This is a genomic window from Paenibacillus sp. PastM-3 (assembly GCF_029893965.1).
Lineage (GTDB): Bacteria > Bacillota > Bacilli > Paenibacillales > Paenibacillaceae > Paenibacillus_AQ.
The window spans coordinates 1-17643 of sequence record NZ_JARXXP010000050.1; the positions used below are offsets into that span (position 1 = coordinate 1).

A 17643-nucleotide genomic window follows, 5' to 3' on the forward strand; every position below is an offset into this window, starting at 1 on the left:
CTGTACGAAGTTACAGCGGCTGAGTATGCGGCCATTGGCTCTACGATAACGGACGAGGCGGTTGATGCCTACTGGCCTTATGTAGACGGCAAGCAGCATGTACAGGGAGTAGCTATTACAAAACAGGGGCGTAATATGCTATTGGGAACACCAGATGCCTTGCATGCAAATGCAAAGATGAACGGGCCGTATGATCTAACACTTACGGCTACAGCCACATTCCAAAAATCGTATATGGACATTCCTTATGCTCCGGGTGCGACTTACACTATAGCAGCAAATTTGGGCGGTTATGGTGCAAGGTTGTATATAACTCTTGTTGATGTTGCCGGCACTGAAACTGCGCCAATTGTGACACTCACAGATGCAACCCAGTCTCCCGTTATCTTCATAGCTCCGGTAGGTTATTCAAAAATTCGGGCTGCTTTTTCTAATGCTCTAACTGGAACATTCACCTTTAAAAACTGGCAGCTTGAACTCGGCAGCACTCCTACACCGTTTACCCCAGCGGAGCCACAGTCTGTTATCCTCCCAGTTGCTCTCGGCCAGATCGGAGATGTGAAGGATAGCGTATATAGTGCGGGTACAGAGTGGATGTATGTAGAGCGAATTAAGAAAAATATAATCTTGGATGCCTCACTCACCTATGCATTTAGCACTGACTATACGGGATTTAAGCGGGTATCAGTTGCAGGGAGCAACATGCCACTGCCGACCACTTATGGTAACGGTATCGTCATAAAAAGCGATGGAAAAGTTCTGAAGAATCGCAAAGGCGACACCGCCGCATCTGAGGCAGACCTCTTCTACCTTTACGGAAGCGGAGAAATTGTAAATATATATATTGCAGACACTGACTCCGGGTGGGGTGAAACATACACGCCGAGCGCCGCTGAAATTGCAGCGTATTTTCTGGGATACCGCATGAACAACGGCACCTTCGGTACTTCGTACAACGGAAGTGGAACAAAGACCTGGACCGTTATCGGTGCCACTAGCAATACAGGGGCGGTTACCGCTGTTCCGACATCACAAGCACCTTTTACAGCATTTTGGCAACCATATACGCTGGATTACGTTCTGGCCTCTGCCGCTGTGCCGGTTGTCATCCCGAATGCAGAGGGCAGTATTACACTGCACCCAGGAGGCAATCAGATCAGTGTAGAGACGGGCATCGTGCAGCGCGAGAAAGTGACTCCAGTGTTTAACGTAGCTGGTGCTAACTACTGGGAAATTAACCGAAGCGATCCACCGTACTCTGCGTCTAAAACGTCGAAACGCTTGGCTAGGTTTATAGAGATTTATGCCGGTGCCGATGTGATGCCTAGAGTATGGGCTGTTAATGCGATGGGTGTGTCTGGAACAGATAATGGGGCGCGGGCGGGTATCCCGGGAGCTTACTATGATACCACAAAGGATTACTATGTCACCTACATCGCCCTGGACAAATACGCTCTTACGGCTAATGTCATAGAGACAGCAGCCACATGGCGGACGGGCCTGGGCGGCGTGGTATCTGATCTGGTACTGAGTACAGCAGAGCTGCGGCAGGAGAATGACAGGCAGGACTTTGCGGACGATTACATTGAGGCAAAGGCGGATAACTTGCGGCAGGATTTAACATCCTTTATTGCAAGCAAGGGTGTAGTCAATGGTTTAGCAGCTATTGATTCTGCGGGCAATCTTACAACGAGTACATCCATTAAGTTTGCTAATGATGATGGGCTTGTTTACGATGATGCAACCAACACAATGTATGTCAAACTTGACGGAGTAAATCAAAAGCTCTGGAATAGCGGAAACATGGGGGCTTACAGCGGCCTTGATGCCGATCTGCACGCTGGAAAAACCTTGTCCGAAGTGGTGCAAGGCTCTTTGGCATACGCCGTTACCACCGGCACCTATGCGGCATTGGCGACCAGCTTAAACCCTGCGCCTGCTGCGCTGACTGCAGGGTTACGCTTGACTATCAAGACCCATGTCGCCAGCCCTGGCCCGGCTACGCTTAACGTCAACGGCCTTGGAGCCAAATCCATTAAAAAGCCAAACGGCAACAATGCTGCTTTGGCTCTCGGCGGAGTCTATACGCTTGTTTATGACGGAACGGCTTTTATCTTACAGGGTGAAGGGGGTGAGTATGGAACAGCCGGCGCAGCGCAGGTACTCAGCGGCTATACTATCGGGACTGAAGGGGGTGTAGTAACTGGCACGTATATGCCTGTCACGGCGACATATGATGGATTTGGCTCTATCGTCCCATCTCAAGTTAATAGTACAACGATTATTTTCCCGTTTTCCTTTACAGTGCCTACAGGCAAAACCTTACTGGCATTGACAATGTACAACGTGTATAACTCAAATCTATATTTGTCATCAACTCAAGTTTCTGGCTCCAGTAAGTTGTGTTTTACAGTGTCCTATATTAAAGACCAGCCTGCACCAGTCTCAGAGATTGTTACCGGCACGACAAGCTCGCCAGCCAAAGTAACTTTCCAATATGGCAGTATAAATTATGATCCGTCAACAGGAGTAATATCAGGAGCGGTGTTTGTAACCCAATCTGGGGGAGCTTATGCCACACTGAACTATCCAGAAATCGGACTTAATTTCAAGGCGCAGTATATACTTGGCTAAATCAAATTAGATGGGAGAGAAGAAAATGCAAATCGGCATGAAGATATATTACGATAAGGCAACCGGCAATGTAATCCATAATACCGGGGAGTATGTCGGCCGCAGTTATACGGAGCCTACGGAGGATCAGGACTTTGCAAGCATCAAGGAGTTGGCTCAGCGCGTCCGGGAGACGGTCGGCGTGCTCAAACTGCAGTACGGCCAGCATTCCCGTGAGTTTTCGCAAGCCGAGAGCTACCGGGTAAATCCGGAGTCCGGTACCTTGGAGTTTACCTTCCCAGGCCCGCAGCCCAACCCACTGGAGGGCAGGATAGAGATCGTTGAGGCGGGAGCGGCTGACACCGCGCAGCAGCTGGCCGAAACGCTTACCCGCCTGAATGACACTGAGGCTCAACTGCAGGACGCGCAACTCGCATTGGTTGAAACATTTGAGGAGCTGCAGGTTACCCGGCAGGAGGCAGCAGATGCGCAGCTGGCGCTCACAGAGCTGTACGAGCTGGTACTCGCCGGGCAGCAGCCTGTAACGCCAGAAGCCCCTGCAGAGGGAGGTGAAGTAAACAATGGCTAAGGTATATGCAAGCTTGATCCGAAAGGGCCTGAAGACGCTGGAACAGGTGCCGGAAGTTATCCGTCCAGACGTAGCCGCACTGCTGGAGGTTGAATAGAGATTAACGGTAGCGCCTAAAGAGGCGTTTTTATTTTGCCCTCGGAGCTGATCCGGGGGCTTTGCTTTGCCCACCAAATAGAGAGAGGGAGCGGTCATAATGTCTGACGGGGGAACGCAAAACAGAGGAGGGAGCGGGGATGTAATGCCTTTGCAAAGGCTGGATGATGTAGAGCAGCAGCTGCAGGGGCTGGCAGCAGAGTTTACACGGTTGTCAGCCGAGAACGTCACTGCGAACACCAAGCTGAAGCTCTTGGAAGAAAACGATCACCGGCATGAGGAGAACATCAAGCAGATCAAGGAATCGACCATCGAAATGAAGGTCCAGTTCAATGCCATCATGGGAAAGTTTGATCAGCTGGAGAACCGGATTTTTATGCTGTTGCAGCAGTCCGGCAAGGACAATCAGACTGAACGAAAGTTCTGGATGGACTTGCTCAAGTATGTGATCGGCGGGACGATCTTTGTTATTGTCGGATACATCTTCATAGGAGGGAAATAACGTGCAGATCATTCAAAAGGGCAATGCCCACACGAATTCAAGTAGCCGGGATGGACATATACCGATAGCGATCGTAAATCATATCAGCGGCGGGGCCATGAGCAGCATGGACTCCTGGTTCACCTCATCTGGGAATGAGGAAAGCAGCGCGCATTTTGGTGTATCGAAAGCGGGTGTAATTCATCAGTACGTGGATATTAGGAAAATGGCTTGGGCAAACGGCCTGAAGGCTGCAGACATTCCGAGAGCAACGGCGGCCATCGTGAAAGAGCAGGCTCCTGTAAATCCAAATAAATATACCGTCAGTATTGAGCATGAGGGCACTGACGGTACTCTGACAGAGGCACAATTTGCTGCAACCGTCTGGCTGCATAAATACATTGCCAGCGAGGTCAAGTGCATCTATGGCAAGGATCTGCTGCTTGATCGCAAGCATGTAATCGGGCACTTCCAAGTAGACCCGAAGCGCAAACCGTTCTGCCCTGGACCTAAATTTCCGTGGGAACGGCTGTATGCAGCAATCAATCAAAAGGAGGACGATAGCTTGAAGAAAGATGTAATGGTGACCGTCAAGGTCAACGGCAAGCAGATTCAGAACGGCTTTCTGGAGGATGGGGTGACATATCTGCCAGTGCGTGCTGTGGCTGAGGCGTTGGGCCTGACCGTGGGTTGGGATCAAGCGAATAAGGTCGTTACACTGACGAAGGAGGTCAAATAGTTATGAAGAGCAAATGGCGGAATTACGGTATGTGGGTATCCCTGACGGCAGCAGTGCTGCTGGGGTTTCAGACGGTCGGCACAATCTTTGGGGTGCAGTTCGCCCCGGAGAAGTATGATGAGGCTACAGCAGCGGTTAATGCGATCCTGGGGATTCTGGTTGTGCTAGGAATCGTGAGTAATCCGGAGGCCGGAAAAGGGTACACGGATAAGGAATAGGACAGAACAATGCCCACTGGCTCCGGCCGGTGGGCTTTTTGTCGTTTACAGATGATTGATTAATCATTTAGAATAGATTACCAAGACTACCAAAGTATCATCGTAATATTTGGATGTGATATGGAGTTTTTGTACTGTAAGCATATATACTGATAAAGGATATGATAATCATGAGTAGAAGCCAGCTTCTTAAAGATTTGGTAGGCGGAAAAACAAGTATTGAAAGTATATTAATGAGATTGAAAATTATTATGAATGATCTGAATAACGATGTAATAATAAATTGGATTAACGGAGAATTTGAAGGATATAATGAAAAGTCTGAAATTCCGAGTTACAGAGTTTTAAAAGGTGTTCCAACCGGAACCTTTATGGTTAATCAAAGTTTTACGTATAAAAATTCACCAGTACCTTTGGAATCTTTAATTACTAAGGATCAAATTGATAAAATATCTACTGTACATATAAGAGATGGAATTGCAAGTATTGAATCGATCCTTAGTGGAGAGAACAGAGAAAACTTCGCTAAACAAGTTCCGACCGCATTTTGTCATAGTATATCAAATATTGATCTTCAAATAGCTGGCATGATTGTTAAAATATCTTCTAATCAGATTGAAGGAATTGTTTCTCAAGTGAAATCAAAATTGGCTGACATAATAATGGAACTTGAAAAAACGTTTGATAATTTAGATGAATTAGATATAAGACCTCAATTAAATGATGATGTCGAAAAGAAAGAACAAGTAATATATAACATTGAGAAAATTATTTATGGTGATTCAATAGAAGTTGGAGATAAAAATAAAATTAATAAATCAAGGTTTGGAAATTTTTTTGGGGGGAAGAGTAATGGCTGATATTAAAATTGGAGATGGAAATAAAATTAACAAGAGTTCGATTGGACATCAAACCAATACCCTTAATAATATTAACGAAAAACCTCCCAAGAAAAAAACTTTCTCTCAACGACATCCTATACTTCTTTCTGTAATCATCTCATTAATAACTGGCTTTGTTCTTCTCTTTTCATTTTGGAAACATATAGTCGAGTTTATTGAAAGCTTGTTTTGATAATTTATTACATAAGGATAAAAAATCAATGTACCCTGCCCATTTTCGGTGGGGTATTTTCATATGGAGTGATTAATTGTGAGTAGTACATATAAAGTTCTTGAGAGCGATACTGACTTCCTCATGGCAGCCCTAAGCCAAGCCCGAGTTACGGTATTTGAGCTCCGCGGAGATCTAGCTGGCTGCGTCGTTGATTATGGTGGTCCAGTGCAAAAGTGGAGTCCAGAAAGTATAAAAATTGCAGACGCTTATTATCGTCGAAATGAATTTGAATTTAGAATGGTGCTTGCTTAGGTGCATACATAAAATGACCCGCCGGGCTTATGCCTGACGGGTTATTTTTCATCCAATATCCTCAAGTAATTCCTTAGAGTTATTCCGCACATTTCCGACAGCCGAAGGGACTTTATAAGCCCGCATTTTTGATGCATCGTAGGGCTTCAGCAGTTTCAGTAAAGACTCCACGTCATCATTATCTCTCTCCAGCCATTCTGCCTCATCTTCTGGCCGAAGAATCACCGGCATACGGTCGTGTATGTCAGATATCAGACTATTTGGTTCTGTGGTTATGATGGTGCAGGTACTGAGCTTCTTGCCGTCACCGTCTTCCCATGTATCCCATAGCCCTGCGAAGGAAAAGATGCTGCCATCATTAAGCAGAATACGCATGGGTTGTTTGTTCTTGCCATCCTTTTTCCACTCATAAAATCCATCTGCCGGAATGATACAGCGGCGAGATTTGAGCAGCCGTTTAAAAGCAGGTTTTTCGGCCACCGTCTCTGCACGGGCATTAATCATCTTATTGCCAATCTTCTCATCCTTTGCCCAAACCGGTACCAAGCCCCAGCGGAGCTCGCCCAGTCGGTTTCCGGAATCGCCGGCATATACAGCCGGGATATTATGCATAGGTGCTACATTATAGTTTGGCTTCAAAACGGCTATTTTGCTGTCATCAATCATATAATGAGTAATTAACTCTTCCAGCGTTACAGTGATAGTATAGCGTCCACACATATAATCAACCTCCAAACAAGGATGTCACTATAATAATCAAATAATGAACTGTTCAAACACTGGTGTGCGGAGCATTCCCGATTTAGTCCAGTTTCTCATTTTGACCTTAGCCCGCAGCCGCGGAGCCAGGTGTACAAACTTCTTATCCTCACCTGTGACCAATTGAGTGGCCACACCCCGGAATGCCTGCTTATGCACCGGGGATGCCCCAAACTCAATTATCCCAACTGGCCGGAGTTTACCAGACGGACCTGGTACAGCTGCCAGCCACCGGGAAAATATCATGTTTATCTCCTGATTTGATTGTGATATATTAGATGCTGTCTAAATATTTTAAACAACATCTAAGGAATTGATATCAATTGATGAAGAATACACTTACCCTAATTAATAATGAAATGACAGGTATTAGTTCATACGAAGAATCCGCTGAGTTTCAATCAAAATTACTTGCCTCATGGGAAAGACAACAAAAGATCGTTGGTTACACCGATGCTACGATTGCGCTAAATTTATCTAAAGTATTAGAATTTTTAAAAGGATGCAATCATTTTATTTGGGAAATAACGATTCTAGATGTTGACAAGTTTTATGAAGGGCTGGTGGGAAAGGGATTGGCGTATTCCACTAGACGTAAATATCAGTCAAGCCTAACATCCTTTTTAGATTTCATTCGATCAAGATATGGACATGAAATATGGCAAAACTTTAGAGTCTCAGTACCAATTGTACTAGACCGCTTTAACCGTCACATACATCTTCGAGGAGATACGGAGGGTAAAGTCTATCCTCCTGATTCTGAATTACTCGAAAGATTTTGGGACGGAATGAAGCAGCAGATTAAACATGCACGGAAATATTATACTATTGCAAGGGACTACACTTTTTTTCGAGCAATTGAATTGTCTGGAATGAGACTATTTGAAGCAACCATGTTGGACATGTCTGATTGCCGGTTCGATTTAGGCGACAGTGGAAAACTTTATATTCGGTATGGTAAAGGTGCAAAAGGTTCAGGGTATAAACGCAGGTGGGTACCGATGTTAGATGGTCTGGACACTCTTCTTAGATGGTACATCACCGAGATTCGCCCTAAATTTAGTAATGACAATAATGGACCATTATTTATGAATGAATCTGGAACCCGAATCCAAAAGAATACAACTAGAAGTAATTTACGAAGAAGACAAGAAGAATTAGGCTTTAAAGACCATGAACTGTTCAGTCCACATCAATTGCGTCATTCTTTTGCAACTCGTTTGACTGAGGCAGGTGTTGATTTATTAACACTTAAAACATTATTAGGGCATGTTGATATAACAACTACGCTCACTTATTCAAATCCAGGTTCAAATTATCTCGAAAAGAGAATTACCATGGCACAAGAAAAGTGGAAAAGAATGTTGGAAGATGGAGGGGACACCTAATGGCTCTAGAATGGCGTTTAAGACAGGTTATGGCTGAAAGAGGAATATGGACCGGAGCAGAATTAATTCGGCTTATGAATGAGAAGGCTGGCTATAGCTTGACAGCACCTTCTATAAGTTTGTTACTCGCTAACGCCCCAAAACAAGTAAAAGCAGAAACGATGGATGCTCTTTGTACAGCATTAGGTTGTACTCCAAGTGATTTATGGAGGCATAAAGCTACATATGCCAATCGTCGAGAAGATAATCCGTCCGAAATAGTGAAAACAAAGGTTGCAAATGATCGGCTGCCACCAATTTAATTAAGAGGTTATAATATGAGCAAATCGTGCAAAGATTGTGGAAGACAACTAACAATTAGTGAAAATAAAGAATCGCGAAATAGATGCATATCTTGTCGCTTCACTGACCGAATAACGAGACTTCTTTCTCCTGAGAATTTAGCGTTCACCTTTAATAAGGATTGGCCTATACAGCTAGTGTTGCGCTATAATAGGTTCCTCGAAAATCGGGATCTCAGCCCTATCACTAAACGGCGCAATTTATTATCTGTAATTAGAATCCTAGGTGTAGCGGAAAGACAATTTCTCACCCCCAGTAATATCACTATGGATTGGCTAAATAATGAACAGAAAATCGTAGGAGATGTTACTGCTGTAAAAGCTAGTTTATTTCCTTTTCTTATTGCAGAGAAAATAATTTCACCCATAACCAAAGATGATATCAGTATAGAAAAGATCACAAGACATATACAGCGTATTCCAGACTCTTTTAGAAGGCTGATACAAATATACTATGATGAGTTGAAATCGTTAAGAGAGAAACAAATTAAAATGGGTGCTTTAAAACCTTTGGAATTAAGTTCAATTCTGAGTGATATTCAAAGTTTTAACCGACTAATAAATTGGACTCTTCTAAACTGTGATGTATCTTCTTGGGATATGTTACAGGAAAGACATGTACAGGATTATTTATTATCATTAAAACTCTCGGTAAGACAGCTAGCTGTTAAAAACCTTCTTCTTTTGTTTAGCTTAGCCATAAAGAAAAGGATAATTACCCACGTGCCGTTAATAGATACCCCAATACGTGAGCTCCCTCCAAGCACACAGCCATTGTCATTTGAAGAACTTAAGAGAATCGCTAAGGTAATTAAGAATAGCTGGAAATCTCACCCTTTACCTGCGTTGCTTAGTAGTTTTTCTTTTTATCATGGCTTGTCTCCAAAGCAGATTTCGTTAATAAAATTGACTGATGTTGCTATTGATGATAAAAAGATAATGGTCTCTGGGCGTCCTCCTGTTTTTATGTCTGAAGATGAATTAGAGACTTTACAACAATATTTAATCGAAAGATCTCATATGAAGTCTATAGAAACAAGAACCTATCTAGTGGTTAGAAAGATCGGCGTCAGAGGTTTATACGAAGATAGACCAATAACGACAGATTACATTACGAAATTAATCAAATTATTGACAGATCATACTTCTCGAACTTTACGGATGAATTGTTTTTATTCATTTGCGGCCAATTATGGTCCGCAAATTCTGATCGAGGGGTTCGGTCTTTCGATTACTAACGCTAAAAGATACGGAAAGTTTGAGGACTATTTATTAGAAGAGGAGATAAAAGAACAAAAAGTTCTATAACTAAACACATCCGAAATTAGATGAGGAGTGCATTTTTGCACTCCTCATTTTTCATTTCTAAATCAAAATCAACTTTTAAAGCTAATCCGCTTTCTGAACAACTAAAATAATGCAATAATTTGAATTCGTTTATTAATCAAACATCTATTTGATTATTGAAATAATTTGTTATATTATAATACTCAAATACATATTTGATTGTAAAGGGGGATGTAAAACATCAGGTTATGAAGAACTCTTGGAACAAGGTTATTTATCGATTCTGGGCTCCTTTTTATGATTACTTCTTTAATTCCGGTCCTTTTTTTCGGGCTCGGAAACAAATTTTTGAAAACCTCGACATAAAGGCTAGAAGCAATACCCTTTTTGTTGGCGTTGGTACCGGTGCAGATCTACAGTTTATTACGGATAAAGATATTTCTGTTACTGCAATCGACCTGTCAGCTGAAATGCTTGATAAAGCAAGAAAAAAATATGAGTCACAAAATTTTACGTTTAAAGAAATGGATGCACAAAATTTGTCCTTTCCATCCGAATCATTCGATGTGGTCATTGCAAATTTAATACTATCTGTCGTCCCCGATCCGGATCAATGTATTCAAGAAATGATTCGGGTTACTCGAACTGAAGGATCTATAGTGATTTTCGATAAATTTGCTCCTTCATCCCGGGGATTGCCAATAATTAAGAAACTCATCCGTCCCATCATTGCAACAATGGGAACAGACATTGGTCGTAAATTTGAACAGATTTTACAACCTTACGAAGACAATATTCGAGTAGAGGAAGATATGTCTGTCTTATTTAACGGTATGTATCGAAAAATAAAACTTCGTAAGATTAAAGGATAAAGCAACTATGGGGTTTTAGGCAATTCCGTCAGTTCGTTGGCTTATGAAAAGGATAGTTAAATAAAAAAATTAGAGGTGATTGGATGAGTCAAGATACATGCGAGATTTTTTGTTATGACGAGGATAAGGTTAATCGGGTCCGGGAAAAAATAAACAAAACAGATTTTCAGGATATGGCTCAAATCTTCAAAGTGCTAGCAGACCAAACGCGGCTAAAGATCGCCTATGCACTGTGCGATGAAGACGAATTATGTGTCTGTGATGTTTCCAATATTATCGGGTCCACGATGGCGACGGCTTCCCATCATCTACGGCTGCTGCGAAACATGGGGATTGCTAAGTATCGAAAAGAGGGAAAGCTTGTTTTTTATTCTTTGGAGGATCAGCAGCTTAAACAAATGATTAGGCTCGCTATTGAGCATCAAAAGGAGGTTGTTGGCGTTGAGTAAAGAAGTTGAAGCATTAGAAAACAGAACCGTGTACCGTGTTGAAGGCTTCACTTGTGCGAATTGTGCAGGAAAGTTCGAGAATAATGTCAAGAGGTTGCCAGGAGTTCAAGATGCAAAGGTGAACTTCGGGGCTTCAAAAGTTTCCGTATACGGTAATACATCAATTGAAGAATTGGAGAAAGCAGGCGCTTTCGAGAATCTTAAAATCATTCCGGAAAAACCTGTGCGGGTGCCAAAACCGGAAGTGAGTGAGGAAAAAAACGTATTTAACGTTCATGGATTTACATGTGCCAATTGTGCAGGTAAGTTTGAGAATAATGTCAAACAGCTCCCGGGGGTTCAGGATGCTAAGGTGAATTTTGGGGCTTCTAAGATTGCTGTATACGGCAATGCGTCCATTGAGGAATTGGAGAAAGCCGGCGCTTTTGAAAATCTAAAAGTTACCCCTGAAAAGCCAGTACGGCAAGCTAATTTAGAGGGTGTTAAAGAAGTAAAAGAACCATTCTATAAAAAGCATAGTGTGCTGTTAAATGCTTTCTTGTTGGTTGTTTTCGGGTATATTTCTCAAATTGTAAATGGTGAAGAAAATCTCATTACTTCCCTGCTATTTGCTGCCTCTATAGTAATCGGTGGATTTTCGCTCTTTAAGGTTGGTTTCCAGAACTTGTTGAGATTTGAATTTGATATGAAGACACTCATGACTGTGGCTATTATCGGAGCTGCTATCATTGGTGAATGGGCCGAAGGGGCAATTGTGGTTATCCTCTTTGCGATTAGTGAGGCGTTAGAACGATTCTCGATGGACCGGGCAAGGCAATCCATACGTTCCCTAATGGATATAGCCCCAAAAGAAGCACTGGTAAGACGGAATGGACATGAGATGCTGGTAGATGTTGCTGATATCGCTATAGGCGATATCATGATTGTTAAGCCCGGTCAAAAGATTGCCATGGATGGTGTAGTAGTCAATGGTAACTCTGCAGTTAATCAGGCTGCGATCACTGGAGAGTCCGTTCCTGTTGGTAAAACAATGGATGACGAGGTTTTTGCGGGGACGTTGAACGAAGAGGGCCTCCTTGAAGTTAAGGTCACTAAGCTGGTTGATGATACGACTATTGCTAAGATTATACACCTGGTTGAAGAGGCACAGGGGGAACGTGCACCATCTCAAGCTTTTGTCGATAAGTTTGCAAAATACTACACGCCAATTATTATGATCATTGCTGCTTTAGTCGCGATTGTTCCTCCACTCTTCTTTGATGGAAGTTGGGCTGCATGGGTTTATCAAGGCTTATCAGTACTTGTTGTAGGGTGCCCATGCGCGCTCGTAATTTCAACTCCGATCTCCATTGTATCTGCAATCGGAAATGCAGCGAAAAACGGTGTGCTTGTGAAAGGCGGTATTTATCTCGAAGAGATGGGAGCATTAAAGGCTATTGCTTTTGATAAAACAGGCACCCTTACTAAAGGAGTCCCGGTTGTAACGGATTTTAACGTATTCAGCGATAAAACGAATGATAAAGAATTACTGTCCATCATTACTGCGTTAGAGTACCGTTCACAGCATCCACTTGCTTCGGCCATCATGAAGAAAGCGGAACAAGAACGTATTTCTTATTCCGAAGTCTTAGTTGATGACTTCTCCTCTATTACCGGTAAAGGAATTAAAGGTACAGTAAACGGGACAATTTATTACGTTGGTAATCCGAAACTCTTTAAGGAGTTAGTTACTGCTCAATTCAGTAATGAACAAGAGCAAATGGTTACCACACTACAAAGTCAAGGGAAAACAGCTATGGTTATAGGATCGGACAAAGAAATTCTCGCGGTGATCGCAGTAGCAGATGAGGTGCGTGAATCCAGTAAAGACATTATTCAAAAGCTTCATAATCTCGGTGTTAAGAAGACGATCATGCTTACCGGCGATAACAAAGGTACCGCAAATGCGATAGCAAGCCATGTTGGTGTGTCAGATGTGCAAGCTGAACTTATGCCACAAGATAAGTTAGACTACATTAAACTGTTAAGATCCGAATACGGGAACGTAGCTATGGTCGGTGATGGAGTTAATGATGCTCCAGCTCTCGCAGCTTCTACGGTAGGAATTGCCATGGGTGGAGCAGGTACTGATACAGCGCTAGAAACGGCTGATGTAGCATTAATGGGCGACGATTTAAGAAAGCTTCCATTCGCGATAAAATTAAGCCGTAAAGCTTTAAACGTCATTAAGCAAAATATTACGTTTGCACTAGCTATTAAAACCATTGCTTTACTACTTGTTATCCCTGGTTGGCTAACGCTCTGGATTGCTATCCTTTCCGATATGGGAGCAACGCTCTTGGTTGCATTAAATGGTTTGCGACTGATGAGAGTCAAAGAGTAAGAAAAAATGCTAAGAAAATCAGAAGGGGTTAGGAGTTTTCACTCCTAACCCACTTTTCTTTTCAAAGGGCGTAAGTTATATGTATTAGTTATGGGTTGTGCTGTCATGGTCTTTGCCACGATTAACATCTATTACTGTTTCTTTCATTCACTCTTCTTAAACCCTCAAAGATATGCGAATGTTAAACATAGATTAAACCAACATAATCATTTCCAGCCAAATTCCTGTTTGCGGTAGCCGGTGATATACACCTCAGCATACGTCCAGTTAATAACCTTCTGCCAGGCATGACTGCGCCGGCCAATCTCATAAATGCTATTTTTACGTTTGCCCACTACACCTTCCATTCCTCGTACCTCGATCTGCTGGAATAAAGCCTCACCTGCACCGTCTACGTGCGGTACTATGCCGAAGCTACCGGAAGGGAGGGCTAATCTTGCCAGTATCTCTTTGCGGCGCATCAGAGGCAAACCAGTGAGGTCTTGGCCTTTGTACTGGAGGATGTCAAAGATGCCGTAATAAGCTGGCAGGGTGCCGGTGAGCTGGGTTATCTTATCAGTCCGGCGGGCGCTAAATCGGCTCATAATCGATTCGAAATCAGATACTCCTGTTGTCGGATCGACGCAGGCCACCTCTCCGTCCAGGATTACATCGTCTGCAAAGGGCAGCTGCAACTCGTGGTATTGCCGGGTGCAGTCATTATCGTGCCGGGTATACAGCCGGATCTTTCCGTTCTGTTGTGAATAAATCAAGCGATGCCCGTCTATCTTGGGCTCATATATAAATTCACTGTGCGAGAACGGCCCTGGAGCCGTCTGCAGCAGCATAGGGGATATAAACATAGTTTCACCTCTTAATGATTATAAGGCTTAACTAAGCCCTTCTGGGGCGGTAAGTATTGGGACTAGCCGTATTACATTCAATTTCCTATATCATATGTTTTGCTATACTTATCTGCATAATTGCAGTAATATCAAATTGTAAAATAAGGGAAAAAGGGGTGGAGTTATATTCTAAGATACATATTTGGGGGAGATAAGACTAGGATGAAGTAAGTACAGAATATATTCCAAGACCATGAACGGAGGTGGTAAGCTTTGTTGGAAAAAAAAGTTGTAAAAAAAAATGGAAAAGGTGCAAAGGAGATAAGATTTGAACTGGGTCAAAGGTTTCCTGATGTGTATGATAGAAGGCTTATACGCAATTCACTTGCACAACGCAGTATCAGTTCCAAAAGACATAAATTAGGTGTAAGAGTCACTCCTTTGATTAATATTGATTCTAAGCCAGATGATAATATGGTAAAGATTCGTGGTAAAAAACCTAGGCATTCAAAACTACCCAAACTACCTGTACAAGTTATAGATCATAAAAAGCAAGAGAGACTTACAGGGGCTTTCTTTGCAGCAGATTTAATTTCACGAGATGTAAATCAAGATGTTCAGAGAATTCAGCACTTTGTTTTAAAAGAAATCATTAGAATTGATAAAGATTATGAAGGTGAAACCAAGGAATATCTTAAACAAATGCTCGCATACAACGTAGGACAAATGATTTTAAGTATTGATTATGAGAGTCTTACGTTGAAAACTATTAATTTATTATTTAGTCAGTTTGAAACCACTTTTGAGGAAGTTAAAGAAGCGATAAGGAGAGATGTGCTTTGCCAAAAGTAATAGTTCTCTTTGGACCACCCGCTACAGGTAAATCTTTTACCTTTGGCCGAGAAGTAAAAGCAAAATACAACAATTATCAAGCTATTAATGTTGATAAAGATATCTTAAATAAGAACTTTTTTCACCTCCCCTTAATTAAGACTAATCATAATTCGCCTTTTGACATTATATGGAGAACAACTAGTCATCTTATAGAATTGTTGTCTTCAGAATTTACCGATTTGCTACAACAGAAAAATACCTCAGATGAAAAGGAGTTAGTGCTCTTTCTTCAAGGAGTAACCATAGGTGGAGTACAGAAAGATATTGAAGTTTTGCTTAAAGCCGGTTATACAATGGAGTTTGTTTTAGTTACTGTAGAAAGTTCACAAATACTATTTAGGAGAATTCATAATAGAAAAATTCAAGGAAATGCTGCAGGGGCTCCACCGATGAGTTTGGAGGAGTTAGAGTACTATTATAAAAGCTGTAATCAAACATTTTTCAACATTATCAGAGCTTTATCTGAGGAAACACAAGCTCAAAACGTTTTCGGAGCCCCAGAAGAAACTCAGGTTAGTTCTGACGAATATAGCTTGTTTAAGGAATATAAATCTTGCATTACATATAGAGTAGAGCTCACTAGTACAACTGCAAAAGGCGAAAAGGTATATCCCGAAGATACTATTGAATTTGAGTCTAACTTAGTTCGTGATGTGTTTTTACCAGAAGAGATACAAATTAAGGATGATCATATTCTGCTAAATAAAAAGAAAAATGATATAGATACTTTTAGTCATATGTTGCCAACAGGTTAAGTAATTTACCTCAGTAGCAAGGTGATGTTCACCATGACATGTGGTTTTACAGAAAAAAGTGTCATAGTACAAGCCAGCGGTCTGCTTCGCCAACCGAGTTGTTTGAGCAGTAGAGTTCCTATAACATTTCGACGTTTAATTTTTTCGAAAATCGCCATAGATTGCATTTTTGTGATTGATCGGGCAACTAAAAGATTAAGCTGTATAATGGTTGCGGATTAAGGAAATCGTATCTGCCAGCCTTACATAAGAAAGCCCCGGGGTGCCTTCCCGGGGCTTTAGTTATTTTATTTTGTCGAGTGCTTTTTTCATTTGTTCCTCATTGCTTTTAACAGATTCGCTGTCAGGAGCGTCAGCACCACGGAATGTATACTTGGTGTTTTGGTAATAGTCATATGCAAAGTCGCCAATAGGTGAGCCCTCGTTTGCACGCTCAACAACCACAGATTTAAAGATATTGGTTAGCATATATTCAGCTTCGTTGTTTTGAGATAAGTAATTTTGAGCGGTAAATTCCTCTATAATTTGAGATTGAAAATCTTTAATCTCCTCAGCAGAGGGCTGATAATCACGCGCTAAAACTTCAGCTGCATCAGCTTTTTGAGTAGGGTCAGTATCCGATTGTGAAATCTGTTTAATTGCTGATTCCCAGCTGATAGATGCTTCAACTGAGCTGGTTTCTCCAGTACTTGGGGCAACGGTCGGTTCAGCAGTTTGCTCGGCAACAACAGGCTGCGCTTCCTCTGTCGCCGCAGGCGTTGCCTGATCAGCCGGATCGTCATTACCTGTCAGCAGCCCGATGGTTCCGCCAACCACGATGACGATCACCCAAAACATCCAGCGCTTATAAAATGGTTTATTCATGTTGTCCCCCTAAAACTGATAATCATTAACAAAAATAGTCTATCAGATTTAGGCAAATACTACCATTGTTGATTATATATTTTAAAAGTTAATCACTACTTTTTTCAATTTTCCAATGATACGGATGTTCGTTTCTCCTCCAGTTAAAACGATAGGAGGATAATTTGGATTTGTAGATTGTAAAATCAAAGCATTATTTTGCTTGTAAACCTTCTTCAAAACTGCCTCATCGTCAATCAGTACTGCTGCAATCTCTCCATCTTCAACTTCTTCCTGTTGCCGAATCAAGAGTAAATCCCCGTCATAAATGCGTGCCCCGTTCATGCTATCGCCTTTAGCTCTCAAGTAGAAATATTGGCCGCCATTAATCCAAGAACGCGGGGTTGTTTCATACCCCTCAATAGATTCATAAGCTACTCGACCATTACCACAGGAGATTTTTCCTACGATTGGCAGACTTATGTTTTCTGTTTCTGCGGGCTCTTCGCCCAGATATGTATATGCACCTTCGGTTAATTGATTAACTGTAACACCCAAGGCAACTGCTATTTCTTTTAGTCGATCCATGTCGATTTTATGTTCACCATGTTCATATCTTTGAACTGTTTTTTTTGTAATTCCAATTTTTTCTGCCAACACCTGAAGGCTGTAATTTCTTAGATCACGGTACTTTTTGATATTTTGTCCTACCACAATATAAAAAGTTTTTGAATCTTTCGAACC

Annotated in this window: 21 protein-coding genes; 16 read left to right on the forward strand and 5 right to left on the reverse strand. The window is 42.0% G+C overall.

The features are described from left to right. The 8 genes from M2108_RS30380 to M2108_RS30415 form a co-directional block, all read left to right on the forward strand. The coding region (locus M2108_RS30380) for a hypothetical protein (protein WP_277506469.1) at window positions 1-2634 on the forward strand (2634 nt) is incomplete at its 5' end. 25 nt (window positions 2635-2659) lie between these two features. After that, entirely contained in the window at window positions 2660-3202 is a 543-nt protein-coding gene (locus M2108_RS30385) for a hypothetical protein (protein ID WP_277473207.1), read from the forward strand. After that, window positions 3195-3299, forward strand: a complete 105-nt coding sequence (locus M2108_RS30390) for a CD1375 family protein (RefSeq protein ID WP_277473208.1) — start codon at window positions 3195-3197, stop codon at window positions 3297-3299. The genes M2108_RS30385 and M2108_RS30390 overlap by 8 nt, the downstream gene beginning before the upstream one ends. Before the next feature lie 144 nt (window positions 3300-3443). Then, window positions 3444-3800 (forward strand): hypothetical protein, encoded by a 357-nt coding sequence (locus M2108_RS30395; RefSeq protein ID WP_277473209.1) that lies wholly within the window; start codon window positions 3444-3446, stop codon window positions 3798-3800. Window position 3801: 1 nt separating this feature from the next. After that, the gene (locus tag M2108_RS30400; protein ID WP_277473210.1) at window positions 3802-4518 is read left to right on the forward strand and encodes an N-acetylmuramoyl-L-alanine amidase; all 717 of its coding nucleotides are present in this window, start codon (window positions 3802-3804) and stop codon (window positions 4516-4518) included. A 2-nt stretch (window positions 4519-4520) separates the two neighbouring features. Then, window positions 4521-4736 carry a phage holin gene (locus M2108_RS30405; protein ID WP_277473212.1) on the forward strand — a complete coding sequence of 72 codons (216 nt, stop codon included), beginning with the start codon at window positions 4521-4523 and terminating at the stop codon, window positions 4734-4736. 170 nt (window positions 4737-4906) lie between these two features. Beyond that, on the forward strand, window positions 4907-5596 hold the full coding sequence (locus M2108_RS30410) for an AbiTii domain-containing protein (protein WP_277473213.1): 690 nt from the start codon (window positions 4907-4909) through the stop codon (window positions 5594-5596). Then, on the forward strand, window positions 5589-5810 hold the full coding sequence (locus M2108_RS30415) for a hypothetical protein (RefSeq protein ID WP_277473214.1): 222 nt from the start codon (window positions 5589-5591) through the stop codon (window positions 5808-5810). Before M2108_RS30410 ends, M2108_RS30415 begins: the two co-directional genes overlap by 8 nt. 342 nt (window positions 5811-6152) lie before the next feature. Here M2108_RS30415 and M2108_RS30425 read toward each other — a convergent pair whose 3' ends face one another. Then, the gene (locus M2108_RS30425) at window positions 6153-6824 is read right to left on the reverse strand and encodes an SOS response-associated peptidase (protein ID WP_277473216.1); all 672 of its coding nucleotides are present in this window, start codon (window positions 6822-6824) and stop codon (window positions 6153-6155) included. 36 nt (window positions 6825-6860) lie between these two features. Further along, window positions 6861-6998 (reverse strand): hypothetical protein, encoded by a 138-nt coding sequence (locus tag M2108_RS31495; RefSeq protein ID WP_346780654.1) that lies wholly within the window; start codon window positions 6996-6998, stop codon window positions 6861-6863. Window positions 6999-7189: 191 nt separating this feature from the next. On the opposite strand from M2108_RS31495, the gene M2108_RS30435 reads away from it, so the two are divergent. From M2108_RS30435 to M2108_RS30460, 6 genes are all read left to right on the forward strand, one after another. Beyond that, window positions 7190-8251, forward strand: coding sequence for a tyrosine-type recombinase/integrase (locus M2108_RS30435; RefSeq protein WP_277473217.1), 1062 nt, complete (start codon window positions 7190-7192; stop codon window positions 8249-8251). After that, a complete protein-coding gene (locus tag M2108_RS30440; RefSeq protein WP_277473218.1) occupies window positions 8251-8553 on the forward strand; it encodes a helix-turn-helix domain-containing protein in 303 nt (100 codons plus the stop codon). Before M2108_RS30435 ends, M2108_RS30440 begins: the two co-directional genes overlap by 1 nt. Before the next feature lie 15 nt (window positions 8554-8568). Beyond that, window positions 8569-9900, forward strand: coding sequence for a hypothetical protein (locus tag M2108_RS30445; RefSeq protein WP_277506468.1), 1332 nt, complete (start codon window positions 8569-8571; stop codon window positions 9898-9900). 227 nt (window positions 9901-10127) lie between these two features. Then, on the forward strand, window positions 10128-10751 hold the full coding sequence (locus M2108_RS30450; protein WP_277473222.1) for a class I SAM-dependent methyltransferase: 624 nt from the start codon (window positions 10128-10130) through the stop codon (window positions 10749-10751). An 83-nt stretch (window positions 10752-10834) separates the two neighbouring features. Beyond that, on the forward strand, window positions 10835-11200 hold the full coding sequence (locus tag M2108_RS30455; RefSeq protein WP_277473223.1) for an ArsR/SmtB family transcription factor: 366 nt from the start codon (window positions 10835-10837) through the stop codon (window positions 11198-11200). Continuing rightward, on the forward strand, window positions 11193-13583 hold the full coding sequence (locus M2108_RS30460; protein WP_277473224.1) for a heavy metal translocating P-type ATPase: 2391 nt from the start codon (window positions 11193-11195) through the stop codon (window positions 13581-13583). The genes M2108_RS30455 and M2108_RS30460 overlap by 8 nt, the downstream gene beginning before the upstream one ends. A 206-nt stretch (window positions 13584-13789) precedes the next feature. Here M2108_RS30460 and M2108_RS30465 read toward each other — a convergent pair whose 3' ends face one another. Beyond that, complete coding sequence (locus M2108_RS30465) at window positions 13790-14425, reverse strand: ATP-dependent DNA ligase (RefSeq protein ID WP_346780653.1); 636 nt, start codon at window positions 14423-14425, stop codon at window positions 13790-13792. A gap of 258 nt (window positions 14426-14683) precedes the next feature. Between M2108_RS30465 and M2108_RS30470 the strand changes: the two genes are divergently transcribed. Both M2108_RS30470 and M2108_RS30475 read left to right on the forward strand, forming a co-directional pair. Then, window positions 14684-15259 (forward strand): hypothetical protein, encoded by a 576-nt coding sequence (locus M2108_RS30470; protein ID WP_277473225.1) that lies wholly within the window; start codon window positions 14684-14686, stop codon window positions 15257-15259. Beyond that, a complete protein-coding gene (locus M2108_RS30475; RefSeq protein ID WP_277473226.1) occupies window positions 15247-16056 on the forward strand; it encodes a hypothetical protein in 810 nt (269 codons plus the stop codon). Before M2108_RS30470 ends, M2108_RS30475 begins: the two co-directional genes overlap by 13 nt. Before the next feature lie 282 nt (window positions 16057-16338). Here the strand turns inward: M2108_RS30475 and M2108_RS30480 are convergent, their stop codons facing one another. Continuing rightward, entirely contained in the window at window positions 16339-16920 is a 582-nt protein-coding gene (locus tag M2108_RS30480; RefSeq protein WP_277473227.1) for a hypothetical protein, read from the reverse strand. 81 nt (window positions 16921-17001) lie between these two features. Beyond that, window positions 17002-17643: LexA family protein (locus tag M2108_RS30485; RefSeq protein WP_481856970.1), on the reverse strand; the 642-nt coding region annotated here is incomplete at its 5' end.